Origin of the sequence: Granulicella rosea (assembly GCF_900188085.1) — a bacterium.
In the GTDB taxonomy this organism is placed as follows: Bacteria; Acidobacteriota; Terriglobia; order Terriglobales; family Acidobacteriaceae; genus Edaphobacter; species Edaphobacter rosea.
Window position 1 is genome coordinate 228,833 of record NZ_FZOU01000007.1, and the last position, 19,983, is coordinate 248,815.

21 protein-coding genes are annotated in these 19,983 nt (G+C 65.1%); 12 read left to right on the forward strand and 9 right to left on the reverse strand.

All coding sequences use genetic code 11. The features are described from left to right. The first annotated feature begins 252 nt into the window (after nucleotides 1-252). From CHB87_RS18105 to CHB87_RS18115, 3 genes are all read left to right on the forward strand, one after another. Nucleotides 253-2,391 carry a radical SAM protein gene (locus tag CHB87_RS18105; RefSeq protein WP_089409840.1) on the forward strand — a complete coding sequence of 713 codons (2,139 nt, stop codon included), beginning with the start codon at nucleotides 253-255 and terminating at the stop codon, nucleotides 2,389-2,391. Nucleotides 2,392-2,751: 360 nt separating this feature from the next. After that, entirely contained in the window at nucleotides 2,752-3,597 is an 846-nt protein-coding gene (locus CHB87_RS18110) for a tetratricopeptide repeat protein (protein ID WP_089409841.1), read from the forward strand. 72 nt (nucleotides 3,598-3,669) lie between these two features. Beyond that, entirely contained in the window at nucleotides 3,670-4,257 is a 588-nt protein-coding gene (locus CHB87_RS18115; RefSeq protein ID WP_089409842.1) for a hypothetical protein, read from the forward strand. A gap of 277 nt (nucleotides 4,258-4,534) precedes the next feature. Here CHB87_RS18115 and fabF read toward each other — a convergent pair whose 3' ends face one another. Beyond that, nucleotides 4,535-5,794 carry a beta-ketoacyl-ACP synthase II gene (gene fabF / locus CHB87_RS18120; RefSeq protein WP_089409843.1) on the reverse strand — a complete coding sequence of 420 codons (1,260 nt, stop codon included), beginning with the start codon at nucleotides 5,792-5,794 and terminating at the stop codon, nucleotides 4,535-4,537. Nucleotides 5,795-5,800: 6 nt separating this feature from the next. After that, a complete protein-coding gene (locus CHB87_RS18125; RefSeq protein WP_014263586.1) occupies nucleotides 5,801-6,043 on the reverse strand; it encodes an acyl carrier protein in 243 nt (80 codons plus the stop codon). A gap of 271 nt (nucleotides 6,044-6,314) precedes the next feature. On the opposite strand from CHB87_RS18125, the gene CHB87_RS18130 reads away from it, so the two are divergent. Then, complete coding sequence (locus CHB87_RS18130) at nucleotides 6,315-7,124, forward strand: glycoside hydrolase family 75 protein (protein WP_245818074.1); 810 nt, start codon at nucleotides 6,315-6,317, stop codon at nucleotides 7,122-7,124. 177 nt (nucleotides 7,125-7,301) lie between these two features. On the opposite strand, the gene CHB87_RS18135 is transcribed toward CHB87_RS18130, so the two are convergent. After that, complete coding sequence (locus CHB87_RS18135; RefSeq protein ID WP_089409844.1) at nucleotides 7,302-7,922, reverse strand: NAD(P)-dependent oxidoreductase; 621 nt, start codon at nucleotides 7,920-7,922, stop codon at nucleotides 7,302-7,304. Between the two features lie 13 nt (nucleotides 7,923-7,935). Beyond that, nucleotides 7,936-8,472 (reverse strand): cupin domain-containing protein, encoded by a 537-nt coding sequence (locus CHB87_RS18140; RefSeq protein ID WP_089409845.1) that lies wholly within the window; start codon nucleotides 8,470-8,472, stop codon nucleotides 7,936-7,938. A 97-nt stretch (nucleotides 8,473-8,569) separates the two neighbouring features. Here CHB87_RS18140 and CHB87_RS18145 point away from each other — a divergent pair, with 97 nt between their 5' ends. The 4 genes from CHB87_RS18145 (at nucleotide 8,570) to CHB87_RS18160 (ending at nucleotide 11,652) form a co-directional block, all read left to right on the forward strand. Next, nucleotides 8,570-8,965 carry a (R)-mandelonitrile lyase gene (locus CHB87_RS18145; RefSeq protein ID WP_089409846.1) on the forward strand — a complete coding sequence of 132 codons (396 nt, stop codon included), beginning with the start codon at nucleotides 8,570-8,572 and terminating at the stop codon, nucleotides 8,963-8,965. Next, nucleotides 8,946-9,833, forward strand: coding sequence for a hypothetical protein (locus CHB87_RS18150; RefSeq protein WP_089409847.1), 888 nt, complete (start codon nucleotides 8,946-8,948; stop codon nucleotides 9,831-9,833). Before CHB87_RS18145 ends, CHB87_RS18150 begins: the two co-directional genes overlap by 20 nt. Nucleotides 9,834-9,881: 48 nt before the next feature. Beyond that, entirely contained in the window at nucleotides 9,882-10,835 is a 954-nt protein-coding gene (locus tag CHB87_RS18155) for a GlxA family transcriptional regulator (RefSeq protein WP_089409848.1), read from the forward strand. Between the two features lie 172 nt (nucleotides 10,836-11,007). Further along, nucleotides 11,008-11,652, forward strand: a complete 645-nt coding sequence (locus tag CHB87_RS18160) for an HD domain-containing protein (protein ID WP_089409849.1) — start codon at nucleotides 11,008-11,010, stop codon at nucleotides 11,650-11,652. Nucleotides 11,653-11,799: 147 nt separating this feature from the next. Here CHB87_RS18160 and CHB87_RS18165 read toward each other — a convergent pair whose 3' ends face one another. Further along, nucleotides 11,800-13,278 (reverse strand): DNA recombination protein RmuC, encoded by a 1,479-nt coding sequence (locus CHB87_RS18165; RefSeq protein WP_089409850.1) that lies wholly within the window; start codon nucleotides 13,276-13,278, stop codon nucleotides 11,800-11,802. A gap of 184 nt (nucleotides 13,279-13,462) precedes the next feature. Here CHB87_RS18165 and CHB87_RS18170 point away from each other — a divergent pair, with 184 nt between their 5' ends. Next, nucleotides 13,463-14,149, forward strand: coding sequence for a TetR/AcrR family transcriptional regulator (locus tag CHB87_RS18170; RefSeq protein WP_089409851.1), 687 nt, complete (start codon nucleotides 13,463-13,465; stop codon nucleotides 14,147-14,149). A gap of 71 nt (nucleotides 14,150-14,220) precedes the next feature. Here CHB87_RS18170 and CHB87_RS18175 read toward each other — a convergent pair whose 3' ends face one another. The 3 genes from CHB87_RS18175 to folP form a co-directional block, all read right to left on the reverse strand. Further along, nucleotides 14,221-15,246, reverse strand: a complete 1,026-nt coding sequence (locus CHB87_RS18175; RefSeq protein ID WP_217897069.1) for a sensor domain-containing diguanylate cyclase — start codon at nucleotides 15,244-15,246, stop codon at nucleotides 14,221-14,223. After that, nucleotides 15,243-15,485, reverse strand: coding sequence for a hypothetical protein (locus CHB87_RS18180; protein WP_089409852.1), 243 nt, complete (start codon nucleotides 15,483-15,485; stop codon nucleotides 15,243-15,245). Before CHB87_RS18180 ends, CHB87_RS18175 begins: the two co-directional genes overlap by 4 nt. A gap of 228 nt (nucleotides 15,486-15,713) precedes the next feature. Further along, the gene (gene folP, locus CHB87_RS18185) at nucleotides 15,714-16,610 is read right to left on the reverse strand and encodes a dihydropteroate synthase (protein WP_089409853.1); all 897 of its coding nucleotides are present in this window, start codon (nucleotides 16,608-16,610) and stop codon (nucleotides 15,714-15,716) included. A 189-nt stretch (nucleotides 16,611-16,799) separates the two neighbouring features. On the opposite strand from folP, the gene dacB reads away from it, so the two are divergent. The 3 genes from dacB to CHB87_RS18200 all read left to right on the forward strand — a co-directional run bounded on the left by dacB (nucleotide 16,800) and on the right by CHB87_RS18200 (nucleotide 19,256). Continuing rightward, nucleotides 16,800-18,413 (forward strand): D-alanyl-D-alanine carboxypeptidase/D-alanyl-D-alanine endopeptidase, encoded by a 1,614-nt coding sequence (gene dacB, locus CHB87_RS18190; protein ID WP_089409854.1) that lies wholly within the window; start codon nucleotides 16,800-16,802, stop codon nucleotides 18,411-18,413. A 115-nt stretch (nucleotides 18,414-18,528) separates the two neighbouring features. After that, a complete protein-coding gene (locus CHB87_RS18195) occupies nucleotides 18,529-18,885 on the forward strand; it encodes a c-type cytochrome (protein ID WP_245818075.1) in 357 nt (118 codons plus the stop codon). Then, complete coding sequence (locus CHB87_RS18200) at nucleotides 18,882-19,256, forward strand: hypothetical protein (protein ID WP_089409856.1); 375 nt, start codon at nucleotides 18,882-18,884, stop codon at nucleotides 19,254-19,256. The genes CHB87_RS18195 and CHB87_RS18200 overlap by 4 nt, the downstream gene beginning before the upstream one ends. Before the next feature lie 83 nt (nucleotides 19,257-19,339). Here CHB87_RS18200 and CHB87_RS18205 read toward each other — a convergent pair whose 3' ends face one another. Further along, entirely contained in the window at nucleotides 19,340-19,960 is a 621-nt protein-coding gene (locus tag CHB87_RS18205; RefSeq protein WP_089409857.1) for a TetR/AcrR family transcriptional regulator, read from the reverse strand. Nucleotides 19,961-19,983 lie beyond the last annotated feature (23 nt).

The window sequence follows — 19,983 nt, forward strand, 5'->3', positions numbered from 1 at the left end:
ACCGGCTGGATCGCCGTTCGCTGCAGATTCGCTACCGTTCGCTGTAAAAAAGTAACCTTTCGCCGCCCCGCGCTTCAACCTTGCGCGGGGCGGTCGTACGTTAAGGGAGGTTAATGAGGTACACCCGTTTTTCCCGGCGGTGCATCTTATTTTTATTCAAGTCGAAACATCGAGTTGGGGCCCGCAGAGAGCACTGTTTCGATAGCGCACGTTGGCAGATTTTCAGCATCACGCTCAGGAGAGAAACATTCCATGGCAAAGCCGAAGAAGTTGGTAGAAAAGGGCATCGTTCAGGTAGCAAAGGTTGGCTGGGCTGTCTTCGAGAAGCTGAACCGCATCAGCCCGAATCCGAGCTTCACCCCGAAGTGGAGCGACAAGCCGCTTCTGAAGAGCTACGAAAAAGAGAAGCCGACCCTCGGCTGGCCCCGCACGACCGACTCCCTCTGCCCCCGGTGCGTACCTGAGATTCGCCAGCAGATCGTCGACGGCAAGCTGCCCCACGAGATTCTGCTGAACGAGAAGGTCGGCGAGATCAAGGCGCAGATCATCGAGCGCGACGGCCAGATCCTGATGGTGAAGGACTGCCCCATCCACGGCCACTTCGAAGACCTGATGTCTATCGACGTCGCCTTCATGCAGCATTTGGAAGAGACCTTCCCGGGCCGCGACATCCGCGCCCACAACGACGAGAAGCTGCACAATCACGGCTCTTCGACGGTCACCCACGGACGTGGCTCCGTGCTCACGATCGACCTGACCAACCGCTGCAACATGATGTGCGACCCCTGCTTCATGGATGCGAACCAGGTCGGCTTCGTCCACGAGCTGACGTGGGACGAGATCAAGACCATGCTCGACAACGCCATCACGATCAAGCCCAAGCGCCAGATGTCGGTGCAGTTCTCGGGCGGCGAGCCGACGCTTTCGCCTTACTTCCTGGACGCGGTCAGCTACGCCCGCAAGGTGGGCTACAACTCCGTGCAGGCCGCGACCAACGGCATCGAGTTCGCGAAGTCGAAGGAGTTCTGCAAGGCTGCGGCTGAGGCCGGTCTGCGCTACGCGTACCTGCAGTTCGACGGTATCGGCAACGCGGCGAACTCCCACCGCAAGGTCGGCAACTCGTTCGATGTGAAGCTGCAGGCGATCCACAACCTGCACGAGGCCGGTGTGGATATCGTGCCGGTGACCTGCATCATCAATGGAATCAACAACGAGCAGGTTGGCCGCATCATTGAGTTCGCGCTCGACAACCCGAAGAAGATCAACTTCCTTTCGTTCCAGCCGGTCAGCTTCACCGGTCGCGACGAGGAGGTCTCGGACGAGCGCCGCATGGCGCAGCGCTACACGCTCTCGCATCTGGCGCACGATGTGAAGAACCAGACCGGCATCGGCGAGCCGACGCGCGACTGGTTTCCGATCTCGTTCATGTCGACCTTCTCCGACTGGGCCGATCTGGTTCACGGACCGGACCACGACTGGGGCCAGCTCTCCTGCGGTTGCCACCCGAACTGCGGCATCGGCATGGCCATGATGATCGACAAGGAGACCAAGGAGGCCGTGCCCGTTACGGCGTTCCTCGACGCCGAGCAGCTTGCCAAGGATGTGCGCAAGATCAACGACGCCGCTCGCGGCAAGTTCCTCTCGATCCTCGGTGTGACGCTCGCGATGCTGCGCAACTACACGCCCGACAACGCGCCGACGCACTTCAAGATCAAGGACATGCTGCAGAAGTTCGACAAGAGCTTCGGCGCCACGGGCCGCGACTACGGCAAGGTGACGGCGGATCGCACGCTTGAGGACATCCAGAAGCGCCGCGCCGACCGTTGGCACTTCCTCTTCATCGCCGGCATGTGGTTCCAGGACCTGTTCAACTATGACTTCCGCCGCACCGAGCAGTGCATCATCCCGTACGCGACGCAGGAGGGCGAGATCAGCTTCTGCGCGTACAACACGGGTGTGGGCTGGCGCAACATCATCGAGAAGATGCACATGACCAGCACCCTCACGAAGTGGTACGAGGAGCACGGTCGGCATGAGATCTTCGCGGGCGGCAAGAAGGTCGGCCTCGAGAAGGAAGCCAAGTACGACCTGGTCCTGAACGAAGCCCACGTCAACTCGTCGGCGAACGACACCTTCGACAAGAGCGGCATCGCCAAGAACGCGCGCGAAGAGAAGATCCGCGCACGCGACGCGAAGCTGAAGCAGGATGCGGAGAACGCAAAGATGGCCGCGCTCTACCGCAAGGAGGTGCTGAAGGAGGCTGCGCCCGAGGGCGGTTTCGTGCCGCTCGGCGCAATCGGCGGTCTCGGCGGCATCCAGCCGGCGAAGCCTGTAACCCAGTCGCAGGTCGAAGTCGTCAACTCTATCGAGGAGACGGTTGCGGGGGACTAAGCCCGTACACGGTCTACCAATGCGGCGGGAGCACCACTCCCGCCGCGTTATCGTTTTATGGTAGAAATGACAACCGGGGTTGCGGCAGAAGGCTTCGTCCGCACCGGAAACCGCATGTGAACCCCTGTATTGTCTTAGGCTTTTCTGGCGATAAGCAAAGGATTACCGGTAACGGAAAAGCCGTCTACCAGTGGTAATATGTTCCTAATCGCGCAGATATGATTTTCGGTATCGGTATTCGACAACCCCTAGCCAATGACGCCTCGCTGCCTTTACAATGAGGAAAAGCTGGGACAAATTGAACGACTGAACAACCGTCCGAGTGACGCGCCTTTTTCCCAATAGGAGAACTTTCGCCCAATGAAATTGACTGCACGAATTCCGGTGACTGCGGCGCTCCTCGCCCTGGCGCTGACCACTGCCACCGGGTGCAACAAGCTGAAGGCTCGCGATCAACTGACCAAAGGCGTCCAGGCCTTCAAGAACGCGCAGTACGAGGAAGCGGTCAACCACTTCCAGACTGCCATCCAACTGGACCCCGACTACGAGAACGCCAAGCTCTACTTGGCAACCGCGTATAGCTACCAGGTGATCCCGAACCTCGACAGCCCGGAAAACCTGAAGGTCGCACAGAAGGCGACCGACGGCTTCATGGAGATTCTGGCGAAGGACCCCAGCAACATCACGGCGCTCAAGCAGATCGCCTCCATCGACCGCAACACCAAGAAGCTCGACGCCGCCAAGGAGTACGAGAAGAAGGTGATCGCGCTCGATCCGAACGACGCCGAAGCGTTCTACACCATCGGCGTGGTCGACTGGATGCAGGCTTACAAGAACGCCACGACCATCCTCGCGCAGGATAAATCCAAGGCGGACGGCAACGGCCTGACCGACGACGGTAACGGCAACATCAAGAAGAGCAAGGACGCCTGCGATAAGCTGACCGCGCAGAATGCGCCTCTGGTCGCCGAAGGTCTGGACTATCTGCAGAAGGCCGTCGCGATCAACCCGACCTACGATGAGGCGATGCAGTACCTGAACCTCACCTGGCGCCGCAAGGCCGACCTCGAATGCACCGACGACGCGGCCCGCAAGTCCGACCTCGCCAAGGCGGATGAGTGGACCCAGAAGGCGATGGGCGCACGCAAGGAAAACGAGAAGAAGAAGGAAGCCAAGCTGGGCGGCGGTATCGACACCAGCAAGTAGCTTTCACCGCAGTCGATCGGCAAAGAGCCTCCCTGAGTGGAGGCTCTTTGCTTTTGCCTCAAGAGGACCGCCATGCCCATCCCCGTCGCCCCGGAATCCCAGTGGTTCGAGCCGCAGGAACTCCGCCGCCTCTTCGCCGCTGGCGAAGCCATCTTCCTGGTCGACGCAGCCCGGCTGCAGGAGTTTCGCGGCGACTCCGACCGCCCGCTGCTGAACGACCTGCTTCCCGGCGCGGCGCGCGGCGCACGCTGGTACGCCGAAGGCGCCATTGTGCCCGCCTTCGGCGTCGAGCGCGGCTTCTACACCGTGCTGGTGCGTTCCACCGAGACCGAGGGCGCGATGACGCCCCTCTCGCACATCGCCTTCTCCACGGGCTTCGTGCTGGGCACCGAGACCGGCGAGTTGCTCGTCGCGAACGCGGAGCGGCTTGAGAACTGGCAATCCGAGGGCGCGCGCATCGTGCTGGACGGCCAGGACGCGGGTGAGCGGCGCGGCGTGCGGGTTGCGCCAGGATGGTACGGGGTCACCGTCGTCGCAGGCATCCGCGACAACGACGAAAGCGGGGATGAGGAGTGGGTGGTGTGCTTCCTGCTGGAGCCCCAGGCGGAGCAGCCGGAGTTCTTCGCGGATACGAAGAAGTCGCTGAATGTGTTTGGGTGACCTTCTCGCCTTCTTCAAACCACCCACAGAAGCTCGTCATCCTGAGCGGAGCGAAGGACCCCTGTATTGGTTCTTCGCTTGTGATAGCAGAAGTGATTGTGCGAGCGAACAGCAGATTCCCTTCGGGAATGACAAACAAAAAGAGCGAAGACAGATGCAGGGGTTCTTCCCCTTCGACTATGCTCAGGATCAGAATGACGCACAGTAGTGGCGGGCGCAAAGGAAAACCCCACATCTCAGAAGCGAGATGCGGGGCACCCGGTGTATTGCCGATCCTTTATTCGCCGGTCCAGCGTTTGAAGACGAGCGAGCCGTTCGTTCCGCCGAACCCGAAAGAATTCGACAGGGCATAGTCGATCTTCGCGGCGACCGGCTTGTTCGGAACGTAGTTCAGGCGGCACTCCGGATCGAGTTCCACGATGTTCATCGTCGGGGGCGCGATCTGGTGCAGCATGGCCATCAGGGTGATGCCGGCTTCGAGCCCGCCCGCGCCGCCGAGCAGGTGCCCGGTCATCGACTTGGTGGAGCTAACCAGCAGCGTCTGATTCAGCGCGCGTTCGCCAAAGACATTCTCGATCGCCTTCGACTCCAGCGCGTCGCCCAGCGGGGTGGACGTGGCATGGGCGTTGACGTAGTCGATCTGGTCGGGCGAGATGCCAGCGACCTTCAGCGCCGCGTTCATGGCGCGGAAGCAGCCCTCGCCCTCGGGCGCCATGCCGGTCATGTGGAAGGCGTCGGCCGACATGCCATAGCCGATCACCTCGCCGAGAATGTTTGCCCCGCGCGCCTTTGCGAACTCCAGCTCTTCGAGGATCAGGATGCCCGCGCCTTCGCCCACGACGAAGCCGTCGCGATCCTTGTCGAACGGGCGACAGGCGTGCTCGGGGTCTTCGTTGCGCGTCGAAAGCGCCTTCATGGCGGCGAATCCGCCGACGCCCATGGGCGTGATGGCGGCTTCGGTGCCTCCGGCGATCATCGCATCCGCGTCGCCGCGCTGGATGATCCGGAAGGCGTCGCCGATGGAGTGCGCCGATGAGGTGCAGGCAGTCGCGGTGGCCTCGTTCGGCCCGCGCGCGCGGTACTTGATGCTGACGTGGCCGGCCGCGAGGTTCACGATCGAGCCCGGGATGAAGAACGGCGAGATCTTGCGCGGTCCGCCGGCCAGCATATTCGAGTGCTCGCGTTCGATCACGTCGAAGCCGCCGATGCCCGAGCCGATGTGGACGCCGACGCGATCCTGATTGGTCTCGTCGACGACCAGGCCGGAGTGGGCCATCGCCTCGGCCGAGGCGGCCAGCGCGAAATGGATGAAGCGTCCCATCTTCCGGGACTCCTTTTTGTCGACAAAAAGGAGCGGGTCAAAGTCCTTGACCTCCGCGGCGAAGCGGACAGGATGGCCGGTGAGATCGAAGGCCTTGATCTCCGCCATGCCGCTCCTGCCCGCCAGAAGACCCTCCCAGACTTCGGGCGCGGTCTTCCCGACCCCACAGATGAGGCCAATTCCAGTCACTACAACCCTGCGCTTCGGTTCCGACATCGGGGCTTACTTGCCTTTCTGGTTCTTTTCGATGTAATCGACGGCGTCCTTGACGGTCTTGATCTTCTCGGCGTCTTCGTCGGGGATCTGAATGTCGAAGGCCTCTTCGAACTGCATTACCAGTTCGACGACGTCGAGCGAATCTGCGCCCAGGTCTTCCTGAAAGCTGGCGCCCGGCGTAACCTCGGCCTCATCCACCTGAAGCTGCTCGACAATAATCTGTTTGACCTTCTCGTCTACTGCTGCCATGTCCGTCTTCTCCTGTGTCTTACTCAAACTTTGGACCGCACCACCCGCGCTTCCGGTTTCTTCAGAATACGCCTTGTTCAGCGCCTCTGGCGGTCATGTCCCAAAGGTGAGGATATCGGCCACGCTGCGCTGTGTAAAGCCGGACAGGTCAATTTGGGCCGAAACCGGGACGAATGCGTTCAAAATAGCAACCCGCGATGAAAATCTGGTTCTCCACCGCTGGAAGACGCGTCCAATGCATATTGGCTTTCGGCCCGAAGGAGACCTTACGTTGCGCGCAGAAGACTGGTGGAGACTCGACAAGGTTGCGGCGATGACGCCGCTGGCGCTCGGACTTGTGCTTGGGCTGACCGCACTGGCGCAGGGCGAGCCGCCCAAGGCCGCGCGTGGCGATGAGCCGCCTCCGCCCAGGGCCGCCAATGCGAAGCCGTGCCCAGCCAGCGGCGAACCGCGCAGGTTTGCCGACGGCGCACATCCGGCGGTTGAGGTCGTCGTGAAGATGGATGTCGACGTGGACGGCGCGCCGAACGCCTATGGCCCGCCGGGCAAAAAGGCGCTCGACATCGAGAAGCACGCTCACTCGCCGAAGGACAGCGAGCACCCCGGCGCGGTCGTCGGCTACATGACCGAGTACGAGGGCGGACCGCCGACCGTGCAGGGCAAGAACGATCCCTACCCCGGCTACTACGTCTCGCAGACCGACTTCGCCGATAAGGACAACAAGCGCATGGAAGACCCGCGCCGGTATGTCGACGCGACGAAGATCAACTACGTCGTGCAAGGCCGCGTGGCGCGGACGAGCGGCGTGACCATGGGCGACTTCGCCACGGTGTATAGCTGCCGGACGGGCAAGAGCGTCTACGCGATCGTCGCCGATTCGGGCAACGAGAGCGGCGCGGAGGGCTCGCTGGCGCTGGTGAAGGCGCTGGGTTACCGCGCGAACGACGGCATCGACGACTCGGTCGACGACAAGGAGATCGTGGTGCGTTACTACCCGAACTCCAACCCGCAGAAGACGTTCTTCAAGTCGCAGGCGGAGATCGATGCGGCGGCGAAGAAGCTGGGACTGACGAAGTACTGAACTTGCATGGACCCGCCAATACGGCTTGTCATCCTGAGCGGAGCGAAGGACCTGCTTTCTGGGGTTGCATGGAGACATCCGGGGGCCCCTCAAGCAGATCCTTCGCTACGCTCAGGATGACAGGCGTTTGCTGGTACGAAGACGCTCTGGTGAGACGAAGCTCTGGTGAAACGAAGCTCAGTGATTCACCACCGTCACGGCCCGACCTACATACCGCTCGCTCTCGATCTGATCCACCAGAAAATTCGCCAGGTCGGCGCGGTTGATCGAGTGGCCCGTCACGCCGGGCGCCAGCACCTTCACGTCGCCGGTGGCGGGTTCGTCCTTCAGGATCGGCGGCCGGGCGATGGTGTAGTTCAGGCCGCTGGCGCGCACGATGGCTTCCATGTTCGCCTTGTCGGGCGTCGAACCGCGCAGGAAGGTCGTCATCAGCAGAAAGCGGTACCAGAACGGCGCCTGCGCGCGGCTGTCGCCGAGGCCCATCATCGAGACGACGATCAACCGGCGCACCCCCTCGGTCTGCATGGCCGAGACGATGTTCCGCACCGACGTGCTCTCGAGCGTCGTCGCCTTGTAGGGCGTCGTACCGCCGATGGCCTCGACGACCGCCTGCTGCCCGCGCATGGCGGCCTGCACGTCGGCTGAACGCGTCGCGTCTCCAGCGACCACGCGCACGCCGGGCTTCGTGAACTTCGCCGGATCGCGCACCAGCACGGTCACCTCGTGCCCTTTGGCCAGCGCCGCGTCGACGACGAGGCCGCCGGTCTTGCCCGTTGCTCCGAATACCAGAAGCCTCATACCGCCTCCTGTGTCACGCCTGCTTCAACAGCTCCGTCCTGTACTTCGGCGCCAGCGCCTCGGCCTTCGCGCGGAACGCTGCCTGCTCGGTCTCGCTCAGCTTCGGCGGAGGCGTCGTGCGCGTGGCGACGGGGACGCCGACCTCGGCGAAGAACTCCTCCTGCCCGGCGGGCGAGCAGATGCAGAGCAGCCGCACATCCTGACCGCTTTCGTTGTGGAACTGGTGCGGCGCATTGGCCGGAATGTGGACGGTCTGGCCTGCCTTCACGGTCGTCTTCTCGCCCCGGAAGGTCGCGACCATCTCGCCTTCGAGCAGGATGAAACTCTCCTCGAAGTCGTGCCGGTGCGGAGGCGGTCCGCCGCCGGGCGGGATGTGCATGTCGATGAGGCAGAAGCGCCCGGCCGTGTCTCTGCCGTTGAGCAAGACCGTGTAGGTGTCGCCCACCAGGCCGATGTGCGCGAGACCGGGCTTGTCGGCGAAGGCCAGCGCAAGGCCGCGGGCAAGGTCGTCGGATGGAAGCGGGGTGAACGGTGAATCGTGTTCGGCCATATTGCTCCTCTCGCACTCTTCCGGTTCAGATGCGCTCTGCCCATTGCAGGCCGCTTTACTTTGGCTTCAAGCTAACATCGATACAGGAGATACAGCCATGGAAATTCGCCGCAACGGCTCACAGCCCTCGAACAAAGGCCCCGCCGACTGGTTCACCGGCGCGGTGCGGATCGACCAGCCGTTTCAGGGTACGGGCGAGGCGCGGGTCAGCGGCGCCATCGTCACCTTCGAACCCGGCGCGCGCACGGCCTGGCACACGCATCCGCTGGGACAGACCCTGATCGTCACGGCGGGCCTGGGCCGGGCGCAGCGCGAGGGTGGACCGATCGAAGAGATCCGCCCCGGCGACGTCATCTGGTTCGCGCCGGCGGAGAAGCACTGGCACGGCGCGACCGCCACAACCGGCGTCACCCACATCGCCATCAACGAAAAGCTCGACGGCAAGGCGGTCGACTGGCTGGAGCATGTGACCGATGAACAGTACGGCGCCTGACGAGTTCGACGCGCTGGAGGCAAGGCTCAGAACCCTGCTGCCGGAGGTGTATCGCGACCGCTACGAGGAGGTGCAGCCGGTCTCGATGGGCTCCGCCGGGTTGAAGTTCGCGCCCGACGGCAGGGTCGCGTGGGACGAGATCTGGGGCTCGTTCTGCGACCTCGCCATGGCCGGCGGGCCGCCGCACCGGGGCACGCTGCTGACGTCCGGCAGCCCGGAGGAGATTGCGGCCCAGCCCGAGCGCTACAACGAGGTCGTCGCCGAGCTCTGCCGCGGCGTCGCGCTGGTCACCGGGCTGCACGCAGAACCGGCCGCGCCGGGATGGGTGCGGATGTACTGCACCAGCGCCGGAATGGCTGGCTGGCTGGCGCGCGCGCTGGTGATGGAGAACATCTCCGCGCGTTTCAAGGGGCTGACGCTTGATCTGCCCGCCGGTCCCGCGTACGGGCTGGAGAAGGAGATCAAGAACGTCGTCACGGCAACCGCCAAGACCACCCACTACTGGCTGGGGCACATGTCCGACGAGCAGCACGACGCCATCGCCAGCCTCTTCCGCGTGATGGAGCGTGAGTCGCCGCTGATCCAGCCAGAGCCTGCGGCGATGGACCCCGAGCTTGCGAAGGCGATCGAGGACTCCACCGGACTCCTTGCAACGAGCCACGGCGCCGGCTGGCTGAGCCTCGAATGCGGAGACATCCGCGCGGCCGTCTGGATGATGCGCATGCTGGTCGCGTCCAACGTACTCGCCCGCCGTGAGGGAACAGCCGTGTATGCGCCGATCAGCGAAGGCCTGGCGCGCAACGTCGTCCGGGCGCACCGGCTGGCCGTGGCGCGGGGAATCCTGCCTGCCAGGGTGAACGCCACCTAGCCGAACCGCTTGGCGAGACCGGCGCTGTGGCCTTATAGAATCGAAGCCATGCGCAGAGTCGTGATCGTTGGGCCGCCGCCGGTGCAGATCCTCGACGTCACCGGTCCGCTCGAGGTCTTTTCGAATGCGCCCGGCTACGAGGTCGTCCTCGCGAACCCTGGGCCGGAGCGGACGCTGCGCACCAACCGGGGCCTGACGCTGGGCGAAGCCGTGCCCATCGCGGAGCTGACCGGTCCGATCGACACGCTGCTGATCGCCGGCGGTCCGGGCTCGGAGACCGGCAGCTACGACCCCGCGTTCATCGCGTGGATCGCCGCAACCGCGAAGCGCTGCCGCCGCGTGGCGTCGATCTGCACCGGCGCGTTTCTGCTGGCCGAGGCGGGCCTGCTCGACGGCAAACAGGCGGTCACGCACTGGCGATTCTGCGACCGCCTCGCGCGCGAGTACCCCGCCATCACGGTGAAGCCGGAGCCGATCTACCTCAAGGACGGCTCGACCTACACCTCCGCCGGCATCACCGCCGGGCTCGACCTCTCGCTCGCGCTGGTGGAGGAGGATCACGGGCACGAGGTCGCGCTAGCCATCGCGCGCTTCCTCGTCATCTTTCTGGTGCGGCCGGGCGGACAGGCGCAGTTCAGCCACATGCTCTCGAACCAGTCCGCCGCCTCGCAGCCGCTGCGCGAGCTGCAGGTGTGGATGATCGAAAATCTGCGCGAAGACCTGAGCGTCGAGCGGCTGGCCGAACGCATGCACATGAGCGCGCGCCACTTCACCCGCGTCTGCCTGCGCGAGACTGGCATGAACCCCGGCCAGTTCGTCGACCGCATGCGCGTCGAGGCCGCGCAGCAGAGGATCGACAGCTCCGGCATGGGGTTGAAGGAAGTAGCCGGCGCCTGCGGGTTCGGCTCCGCCGACGCGCTGCGCCGCGTCTTCGTGCGCGTGCTCGGCGTGACGCCGGGCGAGTACGCCAGCCGCTTTCGCAGCACGCGGGTCTCGCAATGAAGCGCGATGCGCAACCATCGGCGATGCGCAATGATCCACAGGGAGCCATGCAAAACCAGCCCGATCTGCGTGTCCTAAATTGACGTATCCGCGTCATGGCAAAGCGCCACGACGGAGCCTAGTGTTGAACCTGTGAGCAGCGATCGAGCAAAGCTCACAGGAGGAAACACCCATGGCTGCCACCGCTACTTCCCGCATCGCCGTTCCCGACAGCAAGCTCGCCCAGGCGATCACCGAGTTCATCCGCGACACCGAGTCGCCGCTGCTCTTCCACCATTCCAGCCGCGTGTTTCACTTCGGCGCGCTTGCTGGCCGCCAGCGCGGACTCAGCTTCAACCCGGAGCTGCTCTACGCCGGCGCCATGTTCCACGACGTCGGCCTGACGCCCTCCTACAGCAGCGCGCACGACCGCTTCGAGGTCGACGGCGCCAACGCCGCGCGCGACTTCCTGCGCCAGTACGACATCCCGCAGCGCGACCTGGACGAGGTCTGGACCGCCATCGCGCTGCACACCACGCCGGGCATCCCGCAGTACATGGCGCCGGTCGTCGCGCTGGTGACCGCGGGCGTCGAGATGGACGTGCTGGGCCTGACCTACCATGAGTTTTCGGACGAAGACCGCAACGCCATCGTCGCCGCCCACCCGCGCACGCCGCAGTTCAAGGAAGACATCCTGCAGGCGTTCTACGACGGCATCCACCACAAACCGGAGACGACCTTCGGCAACGTGAAGGCCGATGTGCTCGCCGATAAGGACCCCCGCTTCAAGCGCGGAAACTTCTGCAGCGTGATCCGCAATTCGCCCTGGATTGGCTGAAGCTGCCCTGACAGATCATCTGTCATCCTGAGCGGAGCGGAGCGCAGCGAAGTCGAAGGATCTGCTTCTTGCCCGAAGCCGCAATGCGCCACAGGCAAGAAGCAGATCCTTCGCTACGCTCAGGATGACAAAATCTTGTGTCGGCATTTACTGCTCTTCCACCCCACTCGCCGCCAGAGCGATCCCCGGCAGATCCTCCACCAAAAACGGCGTGGACTCGTCCGAGCTGCTCACCTCGCGCAGCGTCCGGTTGATCGCGCGGGTCCGCACGCCGACCTCGCCCAGCGTCTTCTGAATCTTGCCGACATCGCCCTCGACCTTATCCATTAGCTTGCCGAACTTGCCGAACTCGTTCTTCGCGCCTTCGAGCACCTTCCACACCTCGTCGCCCTTTTCCTGCAGGGCCAGCATGTGGAAGCCCATCTGGAAGCTGGTGAGGATGGCCGACAGCGTGGTCGGGCCGGCGATCGTCACGTGGCACTGCGACTGGATCGCCGACTGCAGCTCGCCCCGGCGGATGACCTCGGCGTACAGGCCCTCGGTCGGCAGGAACATGATGCCGTAGGGCGTCGTCACCGGCGGGTGAATGTACTTGCCGCAGATGCGGTCGGCCTCGGTGCGGATGGCGTTTTCAAACGCCCTGCCCTCGCGCGCGATGGCGTCCGGCAGATTGGATTCGTACGCCGCCTCCAGCCGCTCCCAGGCCTCGCGCGGGAACTTCGCATCGATCGGCATCAGGCGCTCGCCCGCGCCCGACGGGAAGCGAATGGCGAACTCGACACGCTCCGCGCTGCCCGGCTTCACGGTCGCGTTTTCGATGTACTGGCCGGGCGCGAGCATCTGCTTGAGCAGCATGCCCAACTGCACCTCGGCGAAGCCGCCGCGCGACTTCACGTTGGTAAAGATCCGCGACAGGCCATCCACGCCCTCGGACAGCTTCGACATCTCGCCCAGCCCGGTATGCACCTTGTTCAACTGGTCCGTCACCTGGCCGAAGCTCTCGGTCAGCCGCGTGTGCAGCGTGGCGTGCAGCTTCTCGTCGACCGTGGCGCGCATCTCTTCGAGCTTGGCGGCGTTGTCCGTGTTCAGCTTCGCGAGCGACTCGCCGACCGAGGTGCGCAGCCGCTCCTGATGCTGCGCGTTGGCTGCGGTCAGCTCGTTCAGCTTGGCGTTCAGCGCCTCGCGATCTTCGAGTTGACGCTGGTTGACGGCGCCGATGAAGCTCTGCAAACGCTGCCCGATGCCGGTCAGCTCCGCGTGGACGGCGGTGCGCAGCGTCTCGGCGGAGGCGGCGTTGTCCTTGCGGAACTCGGCCAGACCGCCGTTCAGCGCCGCTCCCAGCGTCGCGACCGAGCCGGTAATCTCCGTGCGCAGGGCGCCGAAGTCGGCCGAGGCCGCGGCACGCGAGCGCTGGGCCTCTGCGGCGATCTCGGCGCGCATGCCGGCGAGGCCACTGTGCAGCTGCTTGTCCGAAGCCTCGGCCCGCGCGTCCAGGCGCAGCAGCTGATCCGGCAGTTGCGCCTGGCGAGGGTCGGCCACCGGCGGAGCGGCCTGTCTGCGCAGGAGCAGAACGGCCAGGCACACGAGCTGGAGGACCACAAGGACGATCAGGACAGGGATGAGCATGTTCGTTTTTCCTTCGCCTTAGAATAGCACCGCCGCGCGCGGATCATGATAATCTGAACGCGTTCAAGTGCCGAGCGAGACACGCTGAGTTCTACTCGAGCTGCCAGCCGAGAGCTGTTCAGCTTACAGCTCGAGAGCTGCGGCCTCGTTCGAAACGGTCCGGCCGTCGAACCACCGAGGGATCATGTCCGAAACCGACGCCGTAAAGAAGTCGCCGAAGAAGTCCGAAGAGACGCGCGCGCGCATCCTCGAGGCGGCGCTCTCCATCTTTCGCGAGCGCGGCTTCGAGCGCGCAACGATGCGCGAGATCGCGACGGAGGCGGAGGTCGCCGTCGGCGCGGCCTATTACTACTTCGATTCGAAGGACGCCATCGTCATGGCGTTTTACGAGCGCGCGCAGGCCGCGATGCAGCCGGAGATCGCCGCGCGGCTCGACCGCGCGAAGACGCTCGAAGCCCGCCTGCGCGCCATCGTCTCGACCAAATTCGAGTACTTCGCGCCAAACCGCAAGCTGCTGGCCGCGCTGACCGCGCACACCGACCCCGAACATCCGCTCTCGCCCTTCAGCAGGGAGTGCGCGTCGATCCGCGCCGAGGACGTCGCGCAGTTCGACCGAGCCGCCGCCGACTCCGGCGTGAGCCTGCCGCCGACGATCGCGCCCTACCTCGGCCGCCTGCTCTGGATGTACCAGATGGGCCTCATCCTCTTCTGGGTCTACGACCGCAGCGAAGAACAGGCGCGCACGATGTTCCTCTACGAAAAAACGCTGAAGATGCTGACCGTCGGGCTGAAGCTGGCGGGATTTCCGCTGCTGCGACCGCTGCACAAGCTGGCGGGAGAGCTGCTGGCGGTGGTGTATGGGGATGCGTAGACGAAGCTAGACGCCCCACCCACCGCGGTCGAGCTGCGATGGGTGGGGCGTCGCCCTGGGGAGGGACCTCGTTATGCCGGGCGCGAGAGCTGCGTCTCGGCCGAGCTGGGTGCGATGCAGGAGCGGTTGCGGCCGCCGCGTTTAGCTGCGTAGAGGGCCAGGTCGGCCTCGGCCAGCCACTGGTCGGCGGTCGCATGCTCCGGGCCGATGGCGGAGATGCCGAAGCTGGCCGTGACCTTGATTGGCGGGTCGTTTTCGATCTCGATCGCCTCGATCGCCTTGCGGAAGCGTTCGGCCGAGCGGGAGGCGTCGCGGAGCGTGGCCTCGGCCAGCAGGATGCCGAACTCCTCGCCGCCCAGCCGGCCCAGCACGTCGGTGGCGCGGAGCAGCGCGTTCAGCTTGGCGCCCACGGCGCGCAGCACGGCGTCGCCCGCGGCGTGTCCCCAGGTGTCGTTGACTTTCTTGAAGTGGTCGAGATCAAGCACCAGCAGCGCAGACGAGCGGGCATACCGGCCGTAGCGGGCGATGGCCTTGTCGACCTCCACCGTGAAGCCCCGGCGGGTCGCGGCGCCGGTGACGAAGTCGATCTGCGCGACGCGGCGCAGCTCCAGCTCCTCCGCGGCGAGGGCGGCGAAGCTCTTCAGCACCTCGATCTGGCTGGGCGTGTACTCGCGCGGAATGGTGTCGATCGCGCACAGCGAACCGACGTTGTAGCCATCGGGCGTGCAGAGCGGCACACCGACGTAGCTGCGGATGAAGGGCGCGCCCGTCACCAGGGGGTTCGTCGCGAAGCGCGGGTCCAAACGGGCATCGGGAATGTACAGCGGCTCGCGCGCCTGGATGGTGTGGGTGCAGAAGGAGACCTCGCGCGTGGTCTCGGTGGTGTCGCCCATTCCGATGCAGGATTTGAACCACTGCCGCTCGGAGTCGATGAGCGAGATGATCGCGATCGGCACCTGCATCACGGCCTTCACCAGGCCTGCGATGCGGTCGAAGGGCGCCTCGCGCGGGGTGTCGAGAATCTGATAGCGCTGCAGGGCGAGGACGCGGCCCTGCTCATCGTTCAACTTCGGGTCGCTCAGTCTGGTATCGATCATGCCTGCCTCATTATGGTTTTGATTGCGCGCAGAAGCTCGTCCCGGTAGGACTCCACCACGACCGTGACGCTGGTTTCGATCTGCTCTTCGCTGACGCCGGCCGACTGCAGGCTGCGGACAAGCCGCGCAAGATTTTCGCGATGCCGGTGCAGGCTGGCATGGAGCGCGTCGGGAATCTCCAGCCCCGTAAATGGGTCGGGAATCACCGTGCCGTCTCGCCATTCATAGACATGACTCATCTCGGAGCGCTCCTCTGATTTCCGCAAACGTTCGGCTCAAACGGCTGTGCGAGGTAACCCGCCCGTGCCGATAGTTTGAACTTTATGGTTACCGAGGTGGTGGGACCATGCCACTTTCAGGGCAGAGATTGCAACGGCCATGGCATGCATGGGCGCCGAATGGGTCAGGCCTCGGTCAGGGGTGGCTTTGTTTTTGCCCAGGCACGCTGAAGCCGCGTCCCTGGCGAATCACTCGCGACCGGCGAGAATCGCGTCCGCCACGGCGGCGGCGGCGACCGCCGTCACGACATCGTGGACGCGCAGGAGATGCGCTCCGGCCAGGATCGCCGCGACCTCGGACGCCGCATCGGCAGCCGCGCGGGCTTCCGGCGCGGGCTCCTGCATATGGGGCGGACGGCGCGTCAGCAACTGGCGCAGGAAGCTCTTGCGACTCGTCCCGGCCAGCATGGGGTAGCCCAGCGCCTGCAGGCCGTCGAGTTCCGCGTGCAGCCGCAGATTCTCGTCGCCGCGTTTGCCGAATCCGAAGCCGGGGTCGAGCACGATGCTCTGGCGCGCGATGCCGGCGGCCTGCGCGGCGTGCAGGCGCTCTGCGAGGCCGTCGAGGATCGCCGGCAGCACCGGCCCGGCGGGCAGCGGCGCCTGCCGCAGCCAGTCCCGCGGACCGCCGCGCGTGTGCATCAGCACCAGCCCGCAGCCGCTGGCGGCGACGGTTGCCGCCATCTCCGCGTCCCACAGCAGGCCGGAGACGTCGTTGACGATCTCCGCGCCCGCCGCGATCGCCGCCGCAGCCGTGGCCGCATGGTAGGTGTCGACCGAGACGACCGCCTGCGGCTGCTCGCGCAGGATGGCCGCGAGCACCGGCAGGATACGGTCCTGCTCCTCGGCCGGCGAGACAGGCGAGGCGTTCGGCCGCGTGGACTCGCCGCCGAGGTCGAGGAGGTCCGCGCCCTGTTCGAGCAGCGTGAGCGCATGCTCGACCGCGCGTTCCGGCGCGAAGAAGCAGCCGCCGTCGGAGAAGCTGTCCGGCGTGACGTTCAGGATCGCCATCAGCAGCGTTCGCTCGCCCAGCGGCAGGCTGCGGCTGCGGAGCCGCCAGGAGAAGCGTGGGCGCTGAGCGAAGGGCATAAGGACAGGGTATAGGGTTCGGGGAGATGCAGGGAACAGGGCGTAGGGAATGAAGCGGGCGTTACGAGGCCTTTGCTCTTCGTGTTTGTCCTCCTCGCAGAGGATCTGCTCCTCGCCTCCGACTTACAGCCATACAGCTTGCAGCTTTAAGCTCTCGAAGACCCACCCCCGTGCTCTACACTCACCGGTATGAGCAGTCGCGTAAAAGCAACAGGCTGTCTGGCCCTGCTGTTCTGCACAGCGCTGCTGCCCGCCCAGCAGCCGGTCCAGAGCACGCCGCTCGGGCGAAAGATCGCCGCGCTCGTCGGCGCGCCGGACGTGGTGCGCGATCACTGGGGCGTCGCGGTCTATGGGCTCGACGGCCGCCTGCTCTACGGGCTGAACGAGGGCCAGCTCTTCCAGCCCGCGAGCAACGCCAAGCTCTTCACCACCGCCGCCGCGCTGGCCGTGCTGGGCGAGAACGCCAGCTTCCAGACCGACATCATCGGCCGCGGCGTCTGGTCCGCCAACGCGCTGAAGGGCGACGTGATCCTTCGCGGCGGGGGCGAGCCGAACCTCTCCGGACGCGCGCTGCCCTACGCCGGCGGCGAAGATCCCGGTGGCGCGCCTCCACTGCGCTACCTTGAACAGATGGCCGACACGGTCGCGGCGACGGGGCTGAAGACCATCGCCGGCGATATCGTTGGCGACGACACGTTCTTTCCCTGGGAGCCGTACCCGCGCGACTGGGCGTCGGATGATCTGGTCTGGGGCTACGGCGCGCCGGTCTCCGCGCTGACGGTGAACGACAACCAGATCAAGGCGACCGTCTCCCCCAGCCAGCAGGGCGCGCCGGCGCTGATCGCGCTCGACCCCGCCGTGCCGTACTACACGGTCGTCAACACCGTGATGACCGGCCCGCCGAAGAGCGGAACCTCCGTCCAGTTCGAGCGCCAAGTGGGCTCGAAGGTGCTGCGCGTCTTCGGGACGATCGCGGCAGGCGATGCGGCCGATGTGGAAGAGATCGCCATTCAGGACCCGGCCGAGTACGCCGCCATCGCCTTCAAGGCGATGCTGGAGGCGCGCGGCATCGCCGTACAAGGCACAGCGCGGGCCGAGCACCGGCTCTCGCAGGACGCGCAGGCGTTCGCGGCGGAGACGCATGTCGACGCGCCAGGGCTGCGTTCGCTCGGGCCGAATGAAGGCGTCGGACGGGCGCGGAGCCTTACCTTTACAAGCTGCGATCATTGCGATCCTAAGACTATGCCTGTCGAGAAGATTCTCGCCACGCATCGTTCCCACCCGCTGAACGACGACATCGTCATGACCAACAAGGTCAGCCAGAACCTGCACGTCGAACTGCTGCTCCACCATCTCGGCATGCAGTATGGCGAGGACGGCTCGACCGCGCAGGGTGTCCGCGTCGTCCGGGCCTTTCTGCTGCGGGCGGGGCTCGACCCGCAGGACTTCGTCTTCTTCGACGGCTCGGGCATGAGCGGGCACGACCTGGTCACGCCGCGCGCCGCCGCGAAGATCCTGCTCTACGCGACGAAACAGCCCTGGGGCGAACTCTACCGCTCGTCCCTGCCCATCGCCGGAGTCGACGGCACGCTCGAAGGCCGCTTCGCCAAATCCCCGCTGAAGGGCAAGCTCCACGCCAAGACCGGCACCACCGGCGAGTCGCGCGCGCTGAGCGGCTACGTGGAATGCGCGAGCGGCAGGACGGTCGTCTTCTCCATCATGGTCGGCAACCACCCGCCCAGCACCAGCTTCGACCGGACGGTGATGGATAAGATCGTCGAGGCGATTGCTGCTGGGAACTGACGGCTTAGGCAAAAATTTCGTTCGTCCTATGGCAGAACAAGTTAAGGGCACGGCTGAAACCGTGCCCTTATGCCAGACGTGCCTTGTTCGGCGGCAAGATGCGAGAATAGTTCCTGTGAGACTGAACAGGACTTTTGCCGGATTGGGATTGCTGGTCGCGGCCTTGGCCATGGGGTGCAAGTCGACGCCTCCGCCGACGCCGATTGCGAATCTGACGCCGCAGCAGGCGGCCGGGCATGCGGTGTTTCAGACGCGCTGCGCGGTCTGCCACTATGACCGGCAGACGGGCGCGCTGCATGGGCCGTCGTTGCTTGGCGTCTTCAAGAAGCCCGCCCTGCCCAGCGGAGCGGCGGCGACCGACGAGCGCGTGACCGCGACCGTCACCCACGGGCGCAACAACATGCCCGCCATGGCCGGGCAGATGGCGCCGGGCGACATGGACGACCTGCTGGCCTACCTGCACACCCTATGAGCGAATTGACCCCCAACCCACCGGTTCTGGACAAAGGCCGCATGCTGCCGGGCGTCGCGGGCATTGCGCTCTTCATGCTGGTCTTCACGCTGACGAACGTCTTCGGCGCGCTGACGAACGTCTTCGGCACGGGACGCGGCAAGTACGGCGTGCTGGCGCTCTGCACGATGCTGGCTGCGGGCATCTTCGGCCTGCTGCGGATGAGGCGCTGGGGCTGGGCGATGGTGATGGCCGGGGCGATCCTGCTCTTTGCCGGCGACGTCTTCTACTTCGCCCACACGCACGCGCCGCAGTTCCTGATCCGCGGGCTGTTCGAGCTGGTGTTCTTCCTTTACCTCGTGAGGCCGGACGTGCGCGACCGCATGGTTTAGCGCCGTATGGTTGAGGAGAGCCCAGGGCTGAAGCCCTCTTCGTGGTGATGTCGATTCAAAGGGCTGAAGCCCCATGCTTTCACCTAACGACCGATTTTGTGACTCCCCACAACCGACGCGTGGCCCTGAAGAAACTGCCGGTAGAGCGCCTCCAGAAACGCACCGTCGATCACGCCCGAGCCGATGAGCAGCCGGTAGTAGATCGGCCCGTAGAGCTGATCGGTCGCCACCTCCAGGTCGATCTCCGGGCGCAGATCGCCCTCCACGACCGCCTGCCGCAGGATGGCGATGACGCCAGCCCGTCGCGGCGCAATCCAGCGGGCGAGGAACGCCTGAGCAAGCTCCTCGTCCGACTGCGCCTCCGCCAGCAGCGACCGCACGAGCGTGCCTGAGGGGCCGAGGAAGAAGCGAGCCTGCAGCTCCAACTGGGCGCGCAGCCGGTGCAACGCGCGCTCGGCAGCGGGAAAGGCCGTCTCGGGGCCGATCAGCTGCAGCAGCGCGTCCATCACCAGCGCCGCTTTATTCGGCCAGCGCCGGTAGACCGTCATCTTGCCCACACCCGCGCCGGCGGCGATCTGGTCCATACTGATCGCGCGGAAGCCTTTCTCGGAGACGAGATCGAGCGTCGCCCGGAGGATGGCGTGTCGCGCAGCCTCGCTTCGGGGGCGTCCAGGCTTCAAGGGCGGGTTGGGTGAGGTGTCCATGCGATCTTTGCAACTTTAACGAT

Bases quoted from the DNA above. Each gene is read 5' to 3' on its own strand.
- CHB87_RS18155 (WP_089409848.1), top strand. From the start codon at position 9,882: ATGCGCAGAGTCGTGATCGTTGGGCCGCCGCCGGTGCAGATCCTCGAC.
- CHB87_RS18145 (WP_089409846.1), top strand. From the start codon at position 8,570: ATGGAAATTCGCCGCAACGGCTCACAGCCCTCGAACAAAGGCCCCGCC.
- CHB87_RS18180 (WP_089409852.1), bottom strand. From the start codon at position 15,485: ATGAGTCATGTCTATGAATGGCGAGACGGCACGGTGATTCCCGACCCA.
- CHB87_RS18205 (WP_089409857.1), bottom strand. From the start codon at position 19,960: ATGGACACCTCACCCAACCCGCCCTTGAAGCCTGGACGCCCCCGAAGC.
- CHB87_RS18200 (WP_089409856.1), top strand. From the start codon at position 18,882: ATGAGCGAATTGACCCCCAACCCACCGGTTCTGGACAAAGGCCGCATG.
- CHB87_RS18165 (WP_089409850.1), bottom strand. From the start codon at position 13,278: ATGCTCATCCCTGTCCTGATCGTCCTTGTGGTCCTCCAGCTCGTGTGC.
- CHB87_RS18135 (WP_089409844.1), bottom strand. From the start codon at position 7,922: ATGAGGCTTCTGGTATTCGGAGCAACGGGCAAGACCGGCGGCCTCGTC.
- CHB87_RS18170 (WP_089409851.1), top strand. From the start codon at position 13,463: ATGTCCGAAACCGACGCCGTAAAGAAGTCGCCGAAGAAGTCCGAAGAG.
- CHB87_RS18160 (WP_089409849.1), top strand. From the start codon at position 11,008: ATGGCTGCCACCGCTACTTCCCGCATCGCCGTTCCCGACAGCAAGCTC.
- CHB87_RS18115 (WP_089409842.1), top strand. From the start codon at position 3,670: ATGCCCATCCCCGTCGCCCCGGAATCCCAGTGGTTCGAGCCGCAGGAA.
- CHB87_RS18105 (WP_089409840.1), top strand. From the start codon at position 253: ATGGCAAAGCCGAAGAAGTTGGTAGAAAAGGGCATCGTTCAGGTAGCA.
- CHB87_RS18175 (WP_217897069.1), bottom strand. From the start codon at position 15,246: ATGATCGATACCAGACTGAGCGACCCGAAGTTGAACGATGAGCAGGGC.
- folP (WP_089409853.1), bottom strand. From the start codon at position 16,610: ATGCCCTTCGCTCAGCGCCCACGCTTCTCCTGGCGGCTCCGCAGCCGC.
- CHB87_RS18125 (WP_014263586.1), bottom strand. From the start codon at position 6,043: ATGGCAGCAGTAGACGAGAAGGTCAAACAGATTATTGTCGAGCAGCTT.
- CHB87_RS18140 (WP_089409845.1), bottom strand. From the start codon at position 8,472: ATGGCCGAACACGATTCACCGTTCACCCCGCTTCCATCCGACGACCTT.
- fabF (WP_089409843.1), bottom strand. From the start codon at position 5,794: ATGTCGGAACCGAAGCGCAGGGTTGTAGTGACTGGAATTGGCCTCATC.
- CHB87_RS18150 (WP_089409847.1), top strand. From the start codon at position 8,946: ATGAACAGTACGGCGCCTGACGAGTTCGACGCGCTGGAGGCAAGGCTC.
- CHB87_RS18110 (WP_089409841.1), top strand. From the start codon at position 2,752: ATGAAATTGACTGCACGAATTCCGGTGACTGCGGCGCTCCTCGCCCTG.
- dacB (WP_089409854.1), top strand. From the start codon at position 16,800: ATGAGCAGTCGCGTAAAAGCAACAGGCTGTCTGGCCCTGCTGTTCTGC.